Annotated in this window: 17 protein-coding genes; 7 read left to right on the forward strand and 10 right to left on the reverse strand. The window is 62.6% G+C overall.

Annotated features, from left to right (window positions below; genetic code table 11):
- Window positions 1–232: 232 nt before the first annotated feature.
- The 4 genes from OZ411_RS23335 to OZ411_RS23350 all read right to left on the reverse strand — a co-directional run bounded on the left by OZ411_RS23335 (window position 233) and on the right by OZ411_RS23350 (window position 3,097).
- A complete protein-coding gene (locus tag OZ411_RS23335; RefSeq protein WP_282529831.1) occupies window positions 233–1,246 on the reverse strand; it encodes a formamidase in 1,014 nt (337 codons plus the stop codon).
- Window positions 1,247–1,322: 76 nt separating this feature from the next.
- On the reverse strand, window positions 1,323–2,000 hold the full coding sequence (locus OZ411_RS23340) for a flavin reductase family protein (protein WP_130579650.1): 678 nt from the start codon (window positions 1,998–2,000) through the stop codon (window positions 1,323–1,325).
- 3 nt (window positions 2,001–2,003) lie between these two features.
- Window positions 2,004–2,936, reverse strand: coding sequence for an urea carboxylase-associated family protein (locus tag OZ411_RS23345; protein ID WP_282529832.1), 933 nt, complete (start codon window positions 2,934–2,936; stop codon window positions 2,004–2,006).
- A complete protein-coding gene (locus OZ411_RS23350) occupies window positions 2,933–3,097 on the reverse strand; it encodes a hypothetical protein (protein WP_165421172.1) in 165 nt (54 codons plus the stop codon). The genes OZ411_RS23345 and OZ411_RS23350 overlap by 4 nt, the downstream gene beginning before the upstream one ends.
- A gap of 242 nt (window positions 3,098–3,339) precedes the next feature.
- On the opposite strand from OZ411_RS23350, the gene OZ411_RS23355 reads away from it, so the two are divergent.
- The 5 genes from OZ411_RS23355 to OZ411_RS23375 all read left to right on the forward strand — a co-directional run bounded on the left by OZ411_RS23355 (window position 3,340) and on the right by OZ411_RS23375 (window position 7,735).
- Complete coding sequence (locus tag OZ411_RS23355; protein WP_282529833.1) at window positions 3,340–4,092, forward strand: GntR family transcriptional regulator; 753 nt, start codon at window positions 3,340–3,342, stop codon at window positions 4,090–4,092.
- Window positions 4,093–4,162: 70 nt separating this feature from the next.
- Window positions 4,163–5,263, forward strand: coding sequence for a BMP family ABC transporter substrate-binding protein (locus tag OZ411_RS23360; protein WP_282529834.1), 1,101 nt, complete (start codon window positions 4,163–4,165; stop codon window positions 5,261–5,263).
- Window positions 5,264–5,467: 204 nt separating this feature from the next.
- The gene (locus OZ411_RS23365; protein WP_130579654.1) at window positions 5,468–5,686 is read left to right on the forward strand and encodes a hypothetical protein; all 219 of its coding nucleotides are present in this window, start codon (window positions 5,468–5,470) and stop codon (window positions 5,684–5,686) included.
- 193 nt (window positions 5,687–5,879) lie between these two features.
- The gene (locus OZ411_RS23370) at window positions 5,880–6,938 is read left to right on the forward strand and encodes a putative sulfate exporter family transporter (RefSeq protein WP_165421173.1); all 1,059 of its coding nucleotides are present in this window, start codon (window positions 5,880–5,882) and stop codon (window positions 6,936–6,938) included.
- Window positions 6,939–7,033: 95 nt separating this feature from the next.
- Window positions 7,034–7,735 (forward strand): isochorismatase family cysteine hydrolase, encoded by a 702-nt coding sequence (locus OZ411_RS23375; protein WP_282529835.1) that lies wholly within the window; start codon window positions 7,034–7,036, stop codon window positions 7,733–7,735.
- A gap of 165 nt (window positions 7,736–7,900) precedes the next feature.
- Here OZ411_RS23375 and OZ411_RS23380 read toward each other — a convergent pair whose 3' ends face one another.
- From OZ411_RS23380 to OZ411_RS23395, 4 genes are all read right to left on the reverse strand, one after another.
- Window positions 7,901–8,725, reverse strand: a complete 825-nt coding sequence (locus OZ411_RS23380) for a carbohydrate ABC transporter permease (RefSeq protein WP_165421174.1) — start codon at window positions 8,723–8,725, stop codon at window positions 7,901–7,903.
- The gene (locus OZ411_RS23385; RefSeq protein ID WP_282529836.1) at window positions 8,722–9,660 is read right to left on the reverse strand and encodes a sugar ABC transporter permease; all 939 of its coding nucleotides are present in this window, start codon (window positions 9,658–9,660) and stop codon (window positions 8,722–8,724) included. Before OZ411_RS23385 ends, OZ411_RS23380 begins: the two co-directional genes overlap by 4 nt.
- Window positions 9,657–10,979, reverse strand: a complete 1,323-nt coding sequence (locus OZ411_RS23390; RefSeq protein ID WP_282529837.1) for a sugar ABC transporter substrate-binding protein — start codon at window positions 10,977–10,979, stop codon at window positions 9,657–9,659. The genes OZ411_RS23385 and OZ411_RS23390 overlap by 4 nt, the downstream gene beginning before the upstream one ends.
- 114 nt (window positions 10,980–11,093) lie before the next feature.
- Entirely contained in the window at window positions 11,094–11,948 is an 855-nt protein-coding gene (locus OZ411_RS23395) for a VOC family protein (RefSeq protein WP_282529838.1), read from the reverse strand.
- A 120-nt stretch (window positions 11,949–12,068) separates the two neighbouring features.
- Between OZ411_RS23395 and OZ411_RS23400 the strand changes: the two genes are divergently transcribed.
- Complete coding sequence (locus OZ411_RS23400) at window positions 12,069–13,370, forward strand: FAD-dependent oxidoreductase (RefSeq protein WP_282529839.1); 1,302 nt, start codon at window positions 12,069–12,071, stop codon at window positions 13,368–13,370.
- 416 nt (window positions 13,371–13,786) lie between these two features.
- The gene (locus OZ411_RS23405; RefSeq protein WP_282529840.1) at window positions 13,787–14,374 is read left to right on the forward strand and encodes a phasin family protein; all 588 of its coding nucleotides are present in this window, start codon (window positions 13,787–13,789) and stop codon (window positions 14,372–14,374) included.
- Here OZ411_RS23405 and OZ411_RS23410 read toward each other — a convergent pair.
- Together OZ411_RS23410 and OZ411_RS23415 are read right to left on the reverse strand one after the other, a co-directional pair.
- Window positions 14,371–15,999, reverse strand: coding sequence for an ABC transporter ATP-binding protein (locus tag OZ411_RS23410; RefSeq protein ID WP_282529841.1), 1,629 nt, complete (start codon window positions 15,997–15,999; stop codon window positions 14,371–14,373). The two genes, OZ411_RS23405 and OZ411_RS23410, sit on opposite strands and share 4 nt — an antisense overlap.
- Window positions 15,996–16,826: an ABC transporter permease gene (locus OZ411_RS23415; RefSeq protein ID WP_282529842.1), complete on the reverse strand. Its 831-nt coding sequence runs from the start codon at window positions 16,824–16,826 to the stop codon at window positions 15,996–15,998. The genes OZ411_RS23410 and OZ411_RS23415 overlap by 4 nt, the downstream gene beginning before the upstream one ends.
- Between the last annotated feature and the right edge of the window lies 1 nt (window position 16,827).

Here is a 16,827-nt window from a genome sequence, read left to right on the forward strand (position 1 = left end):
CCAAGCGCCGTCCAAACTGGACGATCTTGCTTGTCACCGTCCTCGCCGTCATCGTCGACCGGCTCCAAACCCGCAGGCCGCGTCTCCGAGCCAAAATCCGCCCGGCATTCGCCTGGGCCCTGTAATCCGGGCGGAAAAAATTCTTACCCAGTCTCGAAGCGAAACCCATCAATATTTGCGACCGCGGCGAAGGTGATGGGTTTCGCTTCGCTTTACCCATCCTACAAATCCATCACTCCGCCGCTTTCGCGGTCTTGCCGAACATCCGCGTCGGCGCGGGGAAGCCGCAGGAGGTGCCGTCGGTGATCTTGACCTGGTCTTCCCACGGAAGGCGGAAAGTACCGGCGACCATGTCCTGCATGTAGGTGTAGGGACAATCCATCGCGCCGCCCTTCACCGCGACATAGCCGCGGTGCCAGAGCTGGTAGATGTTGTTCTCGACGCCCCAGTTGATCCGTGCCTCGCGCACCAGGTCGGGCCGTACCTCGGCGGTGATGATCTCATCCGCACGCCCGCTCGTGCCATGCGCGATGATGGTACCGTCGAAATTGACGATCATGCCTTCGCCCATGGAATCGAACGAGCCGTCGGAGCCGCACATGCAGACATTGGCTGTTACCATCAGATTCTGGAACGCGTTGGCCTGGTTGGTGAAGCGCCAGCTCTCGCGGATCGGCGCGGTGTAGCCGGCGGTGCGGATCATGATCTCTGCGCCCTTGTAGGCGCATTCGCGCGCCATCTCCGGGAACATGCCGTCATGGCAAATGATCAATGCGATCTTGGCGCCCTTCGGTCCCTCGATCACGGGAATGCCGATGTCGCCGGGCTCCCACGGCTCGACCGGAATCCAGGGATGGAATTTGCGATAGTAGAGCTTGATCTCGCCGTGGTCGTCGATAATCAGGCCTGAATTGTAAGGGTTGCCGTCGGGGTTGTACTCCATGATGGAGAAGCAACCCCAGATATTGTTGTCGATGCAGGCCTGCTTGAACGCTCCAACCTCCGGCCCGTCGAGCCGGCACATGATCTCGGGATGGGTGTCCATCGACAGACCGTGCAGCGAATATTCGGGAAACACAACGAGATCCATCGTGGATAGATTGCGCCGCGCCTTGCCGACCATCCAGACGATCTTCTCGGTCTGCTTCGCCAGATCGGCTTTGGTCACCACCACGGGCAATTGCAGTTGAACCAGCCCGATCACGACGCCGTTGGGGGATTTGTTGAGGCCGCCAAGTCCGTTCATGTCGAACTCCTTGTTTCAGTGCTGGTCGTTTCCGGGATTGAGAGAAGCAAATCCGATTTTGGCTTGCATCGAAAGACTATTTTTCAGGCGCCGTCATTGCCTCGAATTCTTCGAGCGTCGGCGTCAGCATCTCAAAGCGGTCGCGGATGGTGGCACAGGTGTTGCCGCCAAGACGTGCGACCGCGTCGAGCTTGGCCGGATCGATGTGCAGCCGCTCGGCATCGACCACGTCGCGCTGATAGTGCGCAAACACGATCTCGCCGAGGATGATCTGGCGAGACTTTCCCAGTTCCAGCGTGACATGGCGGCGGCATTCGAAGGCGGCGGGAGCCTCCTTGATCCAGGGCGAGGCCACTTCGGTTCCGGGCATCGCCGTCAGGCCCGCGGCGGCAAGTTCGTCGCGGCTGGCGGCAAACGGCACCGCGCAGACATGCATCGCTTCCGCAATCGCGTGCGATACGATGTTGACGGTGAAGACCTCGGTCAGGCGGATGTTGAGCGCGGTGTCCTTGAACGACATGTCGGGATGGTTCTCCACCCCGAGCGCGAGGATCGGCGGGTCGGCGGAGAGGCAGTTGAAGAAGCTGAACGGGGCGGCATTGATGCGCCCCGTCGGATCGACCGTCGTCACCAGCGCGATCGGCCGCGGCACCACGGTGCCGATCATCAATTTGTAGCGCTCGCGCGCCGACAGCTTGCGGAAGTCGAAGGTGACCTCGTCTTGAGTTGGTTTCTGGGCAGGGATCGCGTCCATCGCTCAGGCCTCGATCGCCGGTGCGCCGGCATGGGCTTGCAGAAAGCGCTCCTCCCACCAGGAGAACAGGATGTCGCGCAGCGCCGCCGCATCGTCGTCACCGTAGATGTCGGTGAGTTTGACCGCATTGAACATCGCCGTTTCCTCCGCCGTCAGCACGACCGGCAGTTCGGTAAGCACGATCGGCGTGTTCGGAAACTCCGGCCTGTAGTCGGGGTCCCGCCGCAAGGCGCGGTCGCTCTTGATGACCGGGTTCTTGAAATCCTTCGGCGTCCGCTGGCTGGCAAGCACCGGCGTCGTCGGCACGCTGGCGAGATCGGCCTCTGTCGCCTCGAACACCGTGAGCTTCAGCGGCTTCAGCGCAAAGTTGCTGGTCTTCATCACGTCGGCGCCGCAGACATTGGGGATCGCCAGCACGTCCATCAACGCCAGCAGGTCGACATGATCGCCGGGCTTGGTGGTCTGACGGGTCATGTAGGCATGGCCGTCGGCGTCGACGCCGGTGCACATGAACAGATTGAAGGAATCGTGGACGTCGTCAGGCGTCAGCCCGTATTCGCGCTGCGCCTCCGCCTGGATGTCGTGGCAATTGGTGTGCACGGAAAAGCCGTAGGCGGCCTCATAGACATAGGCGCTGCAGCGCGGGAACAGCACGTCGTTGCGGCCGACGGTATCTTCCAGAATGTAGAGCATCGCTCGCTCGCGCGGCGGCGCCGACCACATGAAGGTGCCTTTGGTCGGATGGAAGCCGTGCACGGTGCGGGTGCGGCCGCAATGCATGAACTCCTTGTAGTCATGCAGGTTGAAGCAGTTGAAGTCGGCGCACTGGCCGCCTTCGACCTGCTCGATGCGCAGGACCTGTCCCTTCAACAATTCGATTGCCTTGCCGGTCCCCGGCTCGAGGATCCATTCCGATGTGATCTTGCGCGTGGTCATCGCGAGCTTCCTGCGGTCTCGGCCTTCCGGCTGGCGGCGTATTCGCGCAATGCGAGACGGACCAACGCCGCACGATCGGGGGCCACACCCTGCGCGATGGTGCGGTCCATCAGTTCAAGCTGTTGCTGGTTCAATCGCAGTTTGACGATCGTTTCGTTCATGGCATTCCCTCCGCAGCGATCCGAGAAGGCAAAATCCTGTATACAGAGAGTTGCGCTCCAGGAGACATCCGGTGTTAGTTATTCCCGGTTTCGCCGTGCATTCGAAGCGCAAACTTTAAGCGTTGTGCTGCCATTTATTCGAGCGCACCGACCAAAATTGCCTCATCCTGTGTACGAAATCCCGACCTATCGTATGCGCAATCGCGGACGCATTCTCGTCCGACGGCGCATGCGGATTTCGGATGAGCAAGAAATCGACCCGGGTTGATGTTGCCTGCCAGGCGCTGCGCCAGGCGATCATCGAGCAGGCGTTGCCGCCGGGCACGAAGCTGCCGGAGGACGAACTCGGCGCCCAGTTTCGCATGAGCCGCACGCTGGTGCGCGCGGCGCTAGCGCAACTTCAATCGGAAGGCCTGGTCGATGCGCCGCCGCGCCGCACCGCCACCACTGCCAAACCGACGCTGGAAGAGGCGAGGGAAGTCTTCGAGGTCCGCCGCACGCTCGAGCGCGAGGTGGTGCGGCTGGTGATCGCGCGCTGGCGACCGGAATTCGGCGCCGAGCTCGAGGGGCATGTTCGCAAGGAAGAAGCTGCGCGCAAGGCTGGCGAAGCGAGAGTCTCTATCCGTCTCGCCGGCGAATTCCATATCAAGCTCGGCGAGCTCGCAGGCAACAATCTGCTCCGCCGCTATCTCGGCGAAGTGGTGTCGCGCTGCTCGCTGATCCTCGCGCTCTACGGCCGGCCGCATTCCGCAGACTGCGCCGTCAACGAACACCGCGAGATTGTGGCCGCGCTGCGCAGCCGCAATGCCGAGGCCGCGATCGAGCTGATGGACCATCACCTCGGTGCGGTCGAGCACCGGGCGCTGCTCGATCAGGATCGCGAAGCGCAATTCGATCTCGGCGCGGTGCTGTCCCGCTACACGGAGACGACGGACACCGGCAACGGATCAAAGATCGCGCGGCTGCCGCGGCGGAAGACACGGGCCGCGAAATGAGCGGGGACAGGATTTCATCACCAGTGTCACCCAAGCCGCGCCAAAGGTTCGGCGATCAAGGAGAGTATCAATGACCACGCCTCCGCTTTCCCGCCGAACCTTTCTCGCTGGAGCCGCCGCAAGTCCCTTCGTTCTTTCCGCCCTCGGCCAGCCGGCGCACGCCGCCGATCTCACGGTGGGCATCATCTATGTCGGCTCTCGCCAGGACTATGGCTGGAACCAGGCCCATGCCGTCGCCGCCAAGGCGCTCAAGGATGTGCCGGGCGTGAAGGTCGTCGAAGAAGAGAACGTGCCGGAGACCGTGGCGGTTGCAAAAACCATGGAGTCGATGATCAACATCGACGGTGCGACGCTGCTGTTTCCGACCTCCTTTGGCTACTTCAACCCGTTCATGGTCGATGCGGCGAAGAAATATCCCAAGGTCGAATTCCGCCATCCGACCTCGCTCTGGCAGGCCGACAAGCATCCGGCCAACGCGGGTGGCTATTTCTGCTATCTCGACCAGGGCCATTATGTGAACGGCATTGCCGCGGGCCTATCCACCAAAGCGAACAAGATCGGCTATATCGCTGCTAAGCCGATCCCGCTGGTGTTGCGCAACGTCAATTCGTTCATGCTCGGCGCGCGCAAAGTTAATCCAAACGTCACGGTGCAGCTCATCATCACCGGCGATTGGGCCCTGCCGGTGCGCGAGGCGGAAGCCGCGAACGCGCTGGTCGATGCCGGCTGCGATATCATCGCCTGTCACATCGACAGCCCGAAGGTCGTGATCGAGACCGCGGAGAAGCGCGGCGTGAAGAGCTGCGGCCATAACGCCAACCAGGCGGATCTCGCGCCCAAGGGCTTCATCACAGGCGCGGAGCTGAAGTGGGAGACGGTCTACAAGGGCTTTGCCGGCATGATCGCCAAGGGTGAGAAGCTGCCAAACATGGTGATCGGCGGCTACGACAAGGACATGGTGGTGAGCTCGCCGTTCGGCGCCGGCTGCAGCGAAGCCGGCCGTAATGCCGCCACCGCCGCGATCGCCGAGTTGAAGGCGGGCAAGCCGATCTTCATCGCTGGAGTGAAGAGCAATACCGGCAAGGTCATCACCTCCAAGGACACCAGCCTCTATGATCCCTCATTGGAGACGACGGACTATCTGGTCGAGGGTGTCATCGGCACAGTCTAAGGAGCCCAGAGGCCGGCGGCGCCGGCGCTAACTCGATAGTATCGGGGGCTATTTCCGGCGATTTGGAGGGACGGGGATAAAAATTCTTCCCCGTGGGGGCACCGGGGAACGTGCTTCCAAGTCGCTGCCGCAAAAGACATTTCGCTACCATTGCTTCCTGGCCGCAATTGACGACATTTAGGGACGGTTTCAATGGAAGCGGCCATGAGCAATCCCGGATTTGATGCGTTTGGCGAGCCGATGACGGCCGAGAGCGTTCGCGCCCCTGGGCGTGCGTCCTCGTGGCTGCTGCGCGCCGGCACCGGCGCGTTCTGGCTGCTCGTCGCTGGCATCGTGATCGCCCGCGCCGCCTATTTTGAGGCTGGCGTCTTCAATTTCGACCGCGCCGTTGCCTGGGCGCAGGGCCTGTTCGCAGCCCTTTGACGTTCCATCCTGCACTCTCATTATAGATAGGGTTCCAGCCGAAATCGGCTGGCTTGCGGGCCATTGGCCCGCTTGAATCGGACGTGCGCCTCAGGCTCCAGAACATAACTTCTCGTTACTGGGGAAATCGGAGAATATATTAGCCAAAACATCACGGTAGGCGCATAAATTATTCCCGATAGGGAGTGCCACCGTGGCGGACAATACCAATAGCATCAAGGAAACAGCGCGGCGCCCGAGTGCCATCGCCCGCACCTTTAGCCTTTTTCCTGGCATCCTGCTGTGCGGCGCGATCACGCTCGTCGCGGTCGGCGTCCAGCATCTGGAGGAACGGGCCTTCGACCATCCCTATGTCGAAGCCCTGGTGATCGCGATCCTCCTGGGGATGGCGATCCGTACCGCCTGGAATCCATCCGAGCGATGGCGCTCCGGGATCGCCTTCAGCGCCAAGCAACTGCTCGAAGTCGCGGTCGTGCTGCTGGGGGCCTCGATCAGCTTCGCCGCGATTGCGGCGTCCGGCCTGGCGCTGATCGGTGCGATCGCGGGGACGGTTGCGATCATGCTGGCGCTTAGTTTTGGGGTCAGCCGCATGCTCGGCCTGCCGCCCAAGCTGTCGATCCTGATCGCCTGCGGTAATTCCATCTGCGGGAATTCGGCCATCGCGGCCGTTGCCCCCGTGATCGACGCCCACAGCGACGACATCGCCTCGTCGATCTCATTTACCGCCATTCTCGGCGTGCTGATGGTGCTGGGATTGCCCTTGCTGATCCCGCTCCTGGGATTGACGGCGACGCAATACGGCATCCTGGCCGGACTTACGGTCTATGCCGTTCCCCAGGTGCTTGCGGCGACCGTGCCTGCCGGCATCGTCAGCACGCAGATCGGGACGCTCGTGAAACTGGTGCGCGTGCTGATGCTGGGACCGATCGTGATCGGCCTCTCTTTGTTCGTCGCCAGCCGCCGCAAGCACGAGAAGGCGGCGGCGATCAGTCCGTTCAAACTGGTGCCCTGGTTCATCATCGGCTTTCTGGTCCTTGCCGCGCTGCGATCGTTCGAGCTCGTTCCGGATGCGGTGGTCCCCCTGGTGACGAAGACGGCGGTTTTGCTCACCGTGCTGTCGATGGCGGCCCTTGGGCTTGGCGTTGATATCCGCGTCATCGCCACCGTGGGAGGACGCGTGACAGCCGCGGTCACGCTCTCGCTATTGGTGCTGCTCGCCATCAGCATCGGGCTCGTCCATCTCTTCAGATGAGAGCGTCCGGCAGCGCACGATCTCGAATTGTACACAATGGCACGGCGTTTGCTTAACCCCTGATCAAGAATTCTCTTGTTTGGGGTGAGCACGTCATGGCGAACTCAAGCGATCCATTGGGGAAGATCGTCGCGGAGCCGGAGCCGATCGAGCTCGACTGGACCAAGACCGCGCTCGTCATCATCGACATGCAGCGCGATTTCATGGAGCCCGGCGGCTTCGGCGAAACGCTCGGCAATGACGTCAGCCAGCTTGCGCGCGCCGTGAAGCCGATCGGCGCGGTGCTGTCGGCGGCGCGCGGCACCGGCATGCTGGTCATCCATACCCGCGAAGGACATCTGCCCGATCTTTCCGACGCGCCGCCCGCCAAGGTCGAACGCGGCGCTCCATCCTTGCGCATCGGCGATCCCGGTCCGATGGGGCGCATCCTGATCCGCGGCGAGGCGGGCCACGACATCATTCCCGAGCTCTATCCGCTCGACAGCGAGATCGTGATCGACAAGCCCGGCAAGGGCGCGTTCTACGCGACCGAGATGGGGGATGTGCTGCAGAAATACGGCATCGAGAATCTGCTGGTGTGCGGCGTCACCACCGAAGTGTGCGTCAACACGACCGTGCGCGAGGCCAATGACCGCGGCTATCGCTGCGTCGTCATCTCCGACGGCTGCGCATCCTACTTTCCCGAATTTCACGAGATGGGTCTGAAGATGATCAAGGCCCAGGGCGGCATCTTCGGCTGGGTCGCCAGCTCAGCCGCTGTACTGGAGGCGTTGGAGACTTCGAAGACATTAGCTTAGGGACATTGCATGAGGGTACGAGTCACACCTGGAGATGCCGATCGCGGCATCGGCGGAGTGAGCTCTCAGCCGTCATTGCGAAGAGCGCAAGCGACGAAGCAATCCATGTCTCCGCAAGTGGCTCTATGGATTGCTTCGCTTCGCTCGCAATGACGTGGAAAGACGCTACCCGCCCTTGACTGCACCTGCGGTGAGTCCAGCGACGATCTGGCGCTGGGCGAACACCGTGAGCAGCAGCACCGGGAAGGTCACGAGCAACGCCGCCGCAGCCAGCGGCCCCCAGCTCAACTGGTCGAACGAGATCATGTTGTAGACGGCGACAGGTAACGTCCGCGTCTCGCGTCCCGCCAGCACGATGCCGAACACGAAGTTGTTCCAGGAGAAGATCACCGCGAGGATGAAGGCGACCGCGAGTCCCGGGCGTGCGATCGGCAGCGCGACGTGACGGAACACCTGCCACCGCGTGGCGCCATCGATCCGTGCGGCTTCCTCCAATTCCAGCGGCGTGGTCTCGAAATAGCCGATCATGATCCAGATCACGATCGGCACGGTGACCACGAGATGGATGATGATCTGCGGCACCAGCGTGCCGAGCAGCCCCAGCCATTGGAACAGCAGGAACAGCGGAATCAGATACGACAACCCCGGCGTGATTCGCGCGATCAGGATCACGATCGCGGATTTATGCGCCGCCATCCGCGCGATGCCGTAGCCGGCCGGCACGCCGACCAGCATCGCGAGCAATGTCGCGCTGCCGGTGACGACGAGGCTGTTGACGAAATAGGTCAGGAAGCGGTTGGAGGCGAGCACGTCGGTATAGTTCTTCCAGGCGAACTGCTCGGGGATGAACACCGGCGGATAGGCGGCGTTGTCGATCTCGTACTTCAGCGACAGCGAGATCATCCAGAGGAAGAACAGGATCGCCGGCGACACGATGATGAACACCGAGAACCAGAGGCCGATCCGGCCCAGCAGTTGACGCGGGCTCATGCGCCGCCTCCGATCTCGGTCCACAGCATCCGCTTGCGCAAGTAGAGCAGCACCGCGGCGAGCAGGACGATCAGCAGGAAGAACACGACCGCAATCGCCGAGCCGTAGCCGAGGTCGTAATAGACGAAGGCGACGCTGTAGAGATAGAGGTTGATGGTCTCCGACGCCGAGCCGGGCCCGCCTTGCGTGATCGCGAAGATGATGTCGAAACTCTTCACCGCATCGATCATGCGGATCATGCCGGCGATGAACAGGAACGGCATGATCAACGGCAGCGTGATGTAGCGGAACATCTGCCAGAAGCCGGCGCCGTCGATCTCCGCGCTCTCGTAGGGTTCGGTCGGAATCGCGGCGAGGCCGCCGAGCACGATCAGCATGACCAGCGGCGTCCATTGCCAGGTCTCGACCAGCACCAGCGATGGAATGACGCTCGCGGGATTGAACACCCAGAGCTGCGGCGGCAGGCCGACCAGCGACAAGAGGTAGTTGAGTACGCCGAGCTGCGGGTGGAACATCATGGTCCAGACCAGCGCGATCGCCACGGGCGTGGCCATCATCGGCATGATGAAGACGCCGCGCAGGAAGCCGCGTCCGGCAAAGCGCTGGTGAAAGACGACTGCTGCGAGCGTGCCGAAGATCAGCGGCAATATCACTGACAGCGCGGTGTAGAAGATGGTGTGTCCGACCGCCTCGACGAAACGCGGATCGTTCGGCAATCGCAGATAGTTGGCAAAGCCGACGAAGGTCGTGGGCGAACCGACTTTCCACTCGTTGAAGCTCATCCAGATCGTGAACAGCCAGGGGAACACAATCACGGCCAGCACGACGATCAGCGCCGGCAGCACGAAAGGCCAGTAGGTGGGGCGATGCCATTGCTGCTCCGGCGCGGCGGAGGTTTCCGCCGCGGCCGGGCTAGTTTCCGTTATCGTGCTCACGCTTTTTCGCTGCGTTCCAGGATGGGCCGGAATTGCTCGTGTGCTTTCTTCAGTTCGGTCGCGGGATCGGCGCCCGAGAGCGTTGCGGTCAGCGCGGCGCCGACGATGTCGCGGAATTCGGCGACAGGGATGATGACGGGCAGTCCGAGCTTGCTGATCTTGGCGGAGTCGACGACGGACTTCAGCCATTCCTGCGTCTTCACGCCCTTGGCGACTTCCGGGTCGTTCACGATCGAATTGCGGAACGGCACGCCGCCGCCGGCCTGCAGCAATCGTGCGGCTTGCGTCCTGGAAACGACCCATTGGCAGAGGAGGTAAGCGGCTTCCTTGTTCTTGCTTGCCGCGGCGATGCCGATGCCGTCGCCATAGGTCGAGGAAAACGCGCCCTTCGGTCCGGCCGGCACGAGGGTGTAGCCGACCTTGCCGACGACGCGCGAGGCGGTTGGATCTTCCAGCGGCGGCGCCCAGCCGTCGGCGTCGATCCACATCGCCGATCTGCCTTGCGTGAATGATGCCATCGACTCCATCCAGTTGAAGCCGGCGACGCCGGGCGGCGCCGATTTGGTCAACAGCCGCTGGTACAGCTTGGTCGCTTCGATCGCCTCGGGGCCGTCGGTCAGGATGTTGCCCTTGCTGTCGAGGAATTCGCCGCCATAGTTCAGGTAGAAGTTGGTCCACATCGCCATGTTGGCGTTGCGCAGGCCGCGCCCGACAAAACCAAAAGTGCCTTCCTTGGGGTCGGTAAGCTTCTCGGAGGCGACCACCATCTCGTCCAGCGTCTTCGGCACCTCGACGCCTTTCTTCTGGAATAGCTCCTTGTTGTAATAGAGGATGAAGTAGTCGACCGACCACGGCAGCGACAGCATCTGGCCCTTGTCGTTCTTGGCGTATTGCTGTCCGGCGGCGGAGAAGTCGCTCTCGACCAGGTCAGGCGGCGTGAAATTCGGGTCCTTCAGGTAGCCGGAGATATCGGCGAGCCAGCCGCCCTTCTCGAACTGCCGCTTCTGCACATGATAGCTCAGATGGACGACGTCGAAGCTCGGTTTGCCCGAGGCGAGCTCGATGACGCATTTCTGGCGCTGCTGCTGCTCTGGGATCTGCTCGGACTCGACCTGGATGCCGGTGAGCGCGGTGAATTCCTTGATGTATTTTTGCAGATTGTCGCCGCGCGGTCCCTTGGCGAGGATCACCTCGAGCTTGGTGCCGTTATATTTCTTCCAGTCGATGTCGGCGCGCGCCGGAAATCCGGTGAGGCTGAGCGCGCCGGCCGCAGCCGTGCCGGCCAAAAGCTGCCGGCGCGAGATCTGGTGATCCGTCATGTATCTCTCCCTGGTCGTTTTTTGTTTGGGAGAGATACTAGCGTCTGCGCGGGCTCTGCCTAGCCCTAATGTGCGCGACAATACACTACAATTGTCGCGCGAGCTGGTGGTGAGTTATGCCTTGACGAAGGCAAGCAGCGTCCCGTTGCTTGCTGCCGGCGGTACGCAGATCGCGCCCGCACTGTGCACGCCGATCGAGCCCAGCGCCTTTTCCGCGGCGGCAAGATCGGCCGCGATCACAAGACCCGCGCCGCCGCGCTCGGGCAGGGCGGCCAGCGAAACGCCGGGATAGCGCTTGCCGAGTTGATCCGTGGTCACGAACAGGAAGTCGGCGCGGTCAGAGCCCGAGGGGACAGTGACGGCGCCGTCGGCTTCGTTCCTCACTGCGACATCAATCATTTTGGACAGATGCGCAGCATCCTTGGCGGGCTCGGGTGTCACGATCAGCACCTGCCTCAGGCGCCTTGCACCATTGGCATGCGTCATTAATTCGGGAATCCACACCGTCTCGCGGGTCTTGTGTTGGCAGGCGAAGATGCGCACGCCGCCCGGCGCCTCCTCGGTCGGCCATTGGAAGGTGCGGAATTTGGCTGCTGAGACCGTGCCATCAGGCATCGTCACCGGCCGCTCGAAATCCGTCGGGCCGATCGGCGTGTAACCACGCGCGCGAATCTCCTCGGCGCCTTCAGCCGAATCGACCGCGGTGAATGCAATGCGCTCGATGCCTTCGCCGCGCTTCTCCAGGAATGCCCGCGCCGGCGCGTTGTGCTCGGTCGGGGTGAGCACGCCGAGCAGTTCGACGTAGTCGGGGTCGAGCATGATGGTGTAATTGCCGGACCCCATATGCGCGCTATGGGTGCCGCGCGGCGAAACGGTGAAGCCGAGATGCTTCCAGTTGTCGGCAGCCCGGTCGAGATCCTTCACCATGATCACAGCGTGATCGATTCCGATGACGTTCTTGAGTGACACTCTGTTGTTTCCCCGGCATGGATAGGTGGCGTACTACACTAAACAGATCGATCCGGCGCCCGCAAGCCGACGTTCCCATGGATGCGGCGCCGCCGAGGAATGATCGTGAAGAGATTGATGATGGAAAGACTAGATGTCCGCTGGCCCGATTCCCTATGGGCAGCGGTGACGCCCGCTGGACCTGATCTGCCCGAATTGACCGGCACCCGGCAGGCCGACGTGGTCGTGATCGGCAGCGGTTTCACGGGGCTGTCGACCGCGCTGCATCTGCGCGAGGCCGGCGTCGACGTGGCGATTGTCGAGGCGATGGAGCCGGGCTGGGGCGCCTCGGGGCGCAACAACGGCCAGGTGATCCCGACCTTGTCGAGGCCCGATCCGGAGGACATCGTCGCCAAGCATCGCGCAGCCGGCGAGCGCTTCGTCAGCCTCTTGCGCGACAGCGCTTCAACGCTGTTCGACGTCGCCGGGCGATACAATATCCAGGCCGAGCAGGAGCAGGCCGGTTGGGTGCAGCCAGTGCATTCGCCCGGCCGCATCAAGATCGCGGAGCGGCGGGTGCGGCAGTGGTCGAAATTCGGCGCGCCCGTCGAGTTGCTCACGCGCGATCAGGTCCGCGACATGCTGGGCTCGGATGCGTGGTACGGCGGTTTCTGGAACAGGAGTGGCGGCCACATCAATCCGCTGGCGCTGGCGCGGGGGCTCGCACGCGCAGTCCTCGATCTCGACGGCCGCATTTATGCGCGCTCGCCCGTGGAGAGTTTTGAACGGCAGAATAACCGCTGGGTGGTGAAGACCGCCAAAGGCGAGATCTCAGGCCGCGCGCTGGTCGTCGCCACCAATGCCTATAGCGGCGAGATCGTGAAATCACTGGTCCCGGAGATCGCGACCGAGGTGATGCCGGTGCTGTCCTGGCAGATGGCGACGCAGCCATTGTCGGACAATGTCCGCAAGTCCATCATCCCAGGACGGCAGGCGATGTCGGATACCCATGGCGAGCTCTATTTCGCGCGCTACGACGCGCGCAACCGCCTCGTCACCGGCGGCGCCGTGATCGGTCCGGGCGACAAGGCTGCGCGGCTGAAGGCGAGGGTGGCCGAGCGGCTGCAGCGTCTGTGGCCGCAGATCGGCGACATCTCCTTCGACCACGTCTGGAACGGCTATGTCGGCATGACCACCGATTTCCTGCCACGCTTCCACCAGCTCGGTCCCGACGCCTATGGCTGGACCGGTTGCAACGGCCGCGCGGTGGCGCTGACGATCGCAATCGGCGCCGAGTTTGCAAAGGCGGTTCGCGGCGTGCCGGTGAAGGAATTGGCGCTGCCATTCACCGAGCCGCAGCCGATTGCTGCGCATGGACTGCTGCGAAAGCTCGCGCCGTTGATGCTGCTGGTCTACCGCCGTAGGGATGCCCGCGAGATCTAGAGCATGAAGCGCTGGGGCAATTGGAGATCAGTTCAGTAAGAGCATTCGCCAAGATACCAAGCCGTGCCGAGAGCGGTATCCGTTAAGAGAGCATTCCTGACTTAACTCGGATGTGGTCCAATGTCGCGCAGGGTTCACTCGAAGACACAAGCAGCTCGCCGCAAGCTGTTCCAAACCTTGGCCTAACAGACCGCAATCGCCCGGCTTGATGTGCGACTGGCTGCCCCGGGTTCCGGGCCGGAAAATCAGAGTTTGGAGTCAGCGCCTGAGCATCTCGAAAGCTGAAGAAATACCGGAACGGTTCTAGAGTCACCGCGTTTGGTTGCGAAGGATTCCACCTCTATTCAGCGAGCCAGTTGCACAGGAATCCCGACTACAATCATTCAACTACAATCAATAACGAGGAGGCAACAAAGATGGCAAATCCACGCCAAGAGGATAAGTCTACTCAAGCCGCCGAAGATGTAGTTCGGCGCGTAAGCGAGAGAACTGCTGAGCAGACCAGACGGATCGGAGAAACCACGGCTGAGGCCAGTCAAGAGATGGCTCGGGCCAGCGCCGATCTGCTGCGGCAAAACGCCGAGACGGTACAGAGCGCCCTGCGATTCGGCCTGGACATGACGACGGCGCTCATGGGTCGCTCTACCGATCAACTTGGTGGTGTACTAGGACTATCGGAGGAAGCGCAACGTGCAGCCGAAAGGTCGGCTCACAGCGCCGCCAGCGTCCTTCAGTCCACCACCGCAATTGCCAAAGGGATGAGTGGCATGTCGCAAGAGTACCTCGCGTTCGTCCGGCACCAAATGGAGTGCAGTATGAACCGCATGAACGAATTGTGGCGCTGCCGAACTCCTCAGGATGTTGTCGCGGTCCAAACTGACTTCATGCGAGAAACCGTGGAGAATGCTGTGGGATGCGGCCGGCGGATGGCCGACATGTCGCTCAAGGCCGCGGACGATACCGCAAAGCGCATGGCTCAGACTATCGAACGGCGCGCCGCCTAGAGCATACTCGCTGTTTCGTGCTCGCGCGCGAACTCGCCGCCGGGAATCGAATCCAGCAGCGCCTTTGTGTAGGGATGCTTCGGGTTGCCAAACACTTCGGCGGCCAATCCCTGCTCGACGACCGCGCCATCCTTCATGACGGCGACGAGGTCGCAGATCTGCGCGGCGACGCGCAGATCGTGGGTGATGAAGATAATGGAGAGGCCGAGCCGCTGGCGTAGATCGGCCAAGAGCTTCAGCACCTGCGCCTGCACGGAAACGTCGAGCGCGGAGACGGGCTCGTCCGCGACCAGCACGTCGGGCTTCAGCGCCAGTGCCCGCGCCAGCCCGATGCGCTGGCGTTGGCCGCCGGAGAATTCGTGCGGGTAGCGGTCGCCAGCGGATGGATCAAGCCCGACAAGCTCGAATAGTTTCCTGGCTTCGGCAATCGCCGTCGCGCGCGGCGTGCCGTGGACTATGGGGCCTTGCGCCACCAGCTCGGCGGCCTTGCGGCGCGGGTTGAGCGAGGCAAACGGATCCTGGAACACCATCTGGATATGCCGGGTTTGGCGGCGGACTTCCTCGCGCGACAGTTTTGCCCAGTCCTTGCCATTGAGCACGATCGATCCGGAGTCGGGATCGATCAGGCGTACGATGCAGCGCGCCAAGGTCGACTTGCCCGAGCCGGATTCGCCGACGATGCCAAGCGTTGCGCCCTTGGGCAGATCGAGAGAGGTCTCCTTGACCGCGGCCGTGACGCGCGCGCCACGTCCGAGGAAGCCGCCGGTGCGATAGGTCTTTGAGACGTTGGCAATCGTCAGGATGTTCTCGCTCGACAGCACCCGTGGCGGCGGTGCTTTCAGCGGCGGTACGGCGGCGATGAGCTGCTTGGTGTAGGGGTGCGCCGGGTGGCTCAGCACCTGGTGAGCCGTGCCTTGCTCGACGATCCTGCCATGCTGCATCACCACGACGCGATCGGCGATCTCGGCGACGACGCCGAAATCGTGGGTGATGAACAGCACTGCCGTCTTCTTGCGCTGCTGCAGGTCGCGGATCAGCTTCAATATCTGCGCCTGCGTGGTGACGTCGAGTGCCGTGGTCGGCTCGTCCGCGATCAGGAGCTTTGGATCGAGCGCCAGCGCCATCGCGATCATGGCGCGCTGGCGCTGGCCGCCGGAGAGCTCATGCGGATAGGCCTTTGCGGCCAGCTTGGGATCTGGAATACGGACGTCGGCGAGCAGCGCCAGCACGCGCGCATTGATCTCGGCTTTCGACAGCTCGGTGTGGATCGAGAACATCTCGCCGATCTGGTCGCCGATGGTGCGCAGCGGATTGAGCGCGGTCATCGGCTCCTGGAAGATCATGGCGATGCCCGCGCCGCGCACCTCGCGCATCTCGGCCGTATCCGCGGCGCAGAGATCGCGGCCCTCGAACAGCATCCGGCCATTCTCGATTTTAACCTCGTTCGGCAACAGCCGCATGATGGCGTTCGCCATCATCGACTTGCCGGAACCGGATTCGCCGACCACGCAGAGGATCTCGTTCGAGGCGATCGACAGCGAAACGTTCGACAGCGCATGGGGCCGGTCGGCGCCGTCAGGCAGGCGCACGCTCAACGTCTCGAGCGAAAGGATGGTCTCGCTCATCGGCTCTTCAGCCTCGGATTGAGTGCGTCGTTGAGCCCCTGGCCGACCAGCGATACCGCGAGCACGGTGATGAGAATGGCGATGCCGGGGATCGCCGAGACGTACCACTGCACGCGCAATACGTCGCGGCCGAGCCCGATCAAATTGCCCCAGGAGGCGACGTTGGGATCGGACAGCCTAAGGAAGGCGAGCGCGCTCTCCAAGAGGATCGCGACCGCCATCACGACGCTGGCATAGACGATGACCGGCGGCAGGGCATTGGGCAGGATCTCGCCGAGCATGATCTTGATGTCGCGCATCCCCAGCGTCTTGCCGGCCTGGACGAATTCGCGGTTGCGCAATGAGAGGAACTCGGCGCGGGTCAATCGCGCTGGCGCCGGCCAGGATACGACGCCGACCGCGATGGTGACGGTGGTGAGCGTCGAGCCGAACACCGCGACCAGCACCAGCAGCAGCACGAAATTCGGCAAGGTCTGGAATGCCTCCGTGATCCGCATCAGGACATTGTCGACCCAGCCGCCATAGTAGCCGGCAAAGGCGCCGACCAGGATCCCGATCAGGATCGCGATCGCGGTCGCGACGCCGCCGATCAGAAGCGATATCCGCGCGCCGTAGAAGATCTGCGCGGCGATGTCGCGCCCGGAATTGTCGGTGCCGAGCAGGAAACGCGGATTGGAAAACGGCCAGATCAGCGGACGTCCCGCGAGCGACAGCGGATCGCGCGGATAGAGGAATCCGGCGCTGATCGCCATCGCGATCACGACGAGCAGCAGGATCAGGCCGATCACCGCGGCGGGGCTGCGGAAATAGCGTTTCAGCGCATCCATG

It is taken from the genome of Bradyrhizobium sp. Arg237L, from assembly GCF_029990105.1.
Classification (GTDB): Bacteria; Pseudomonadota; Alphaproteobacteria; order Rhizobiales; family Xanthobacteraceae; genus Bradyrhizobium.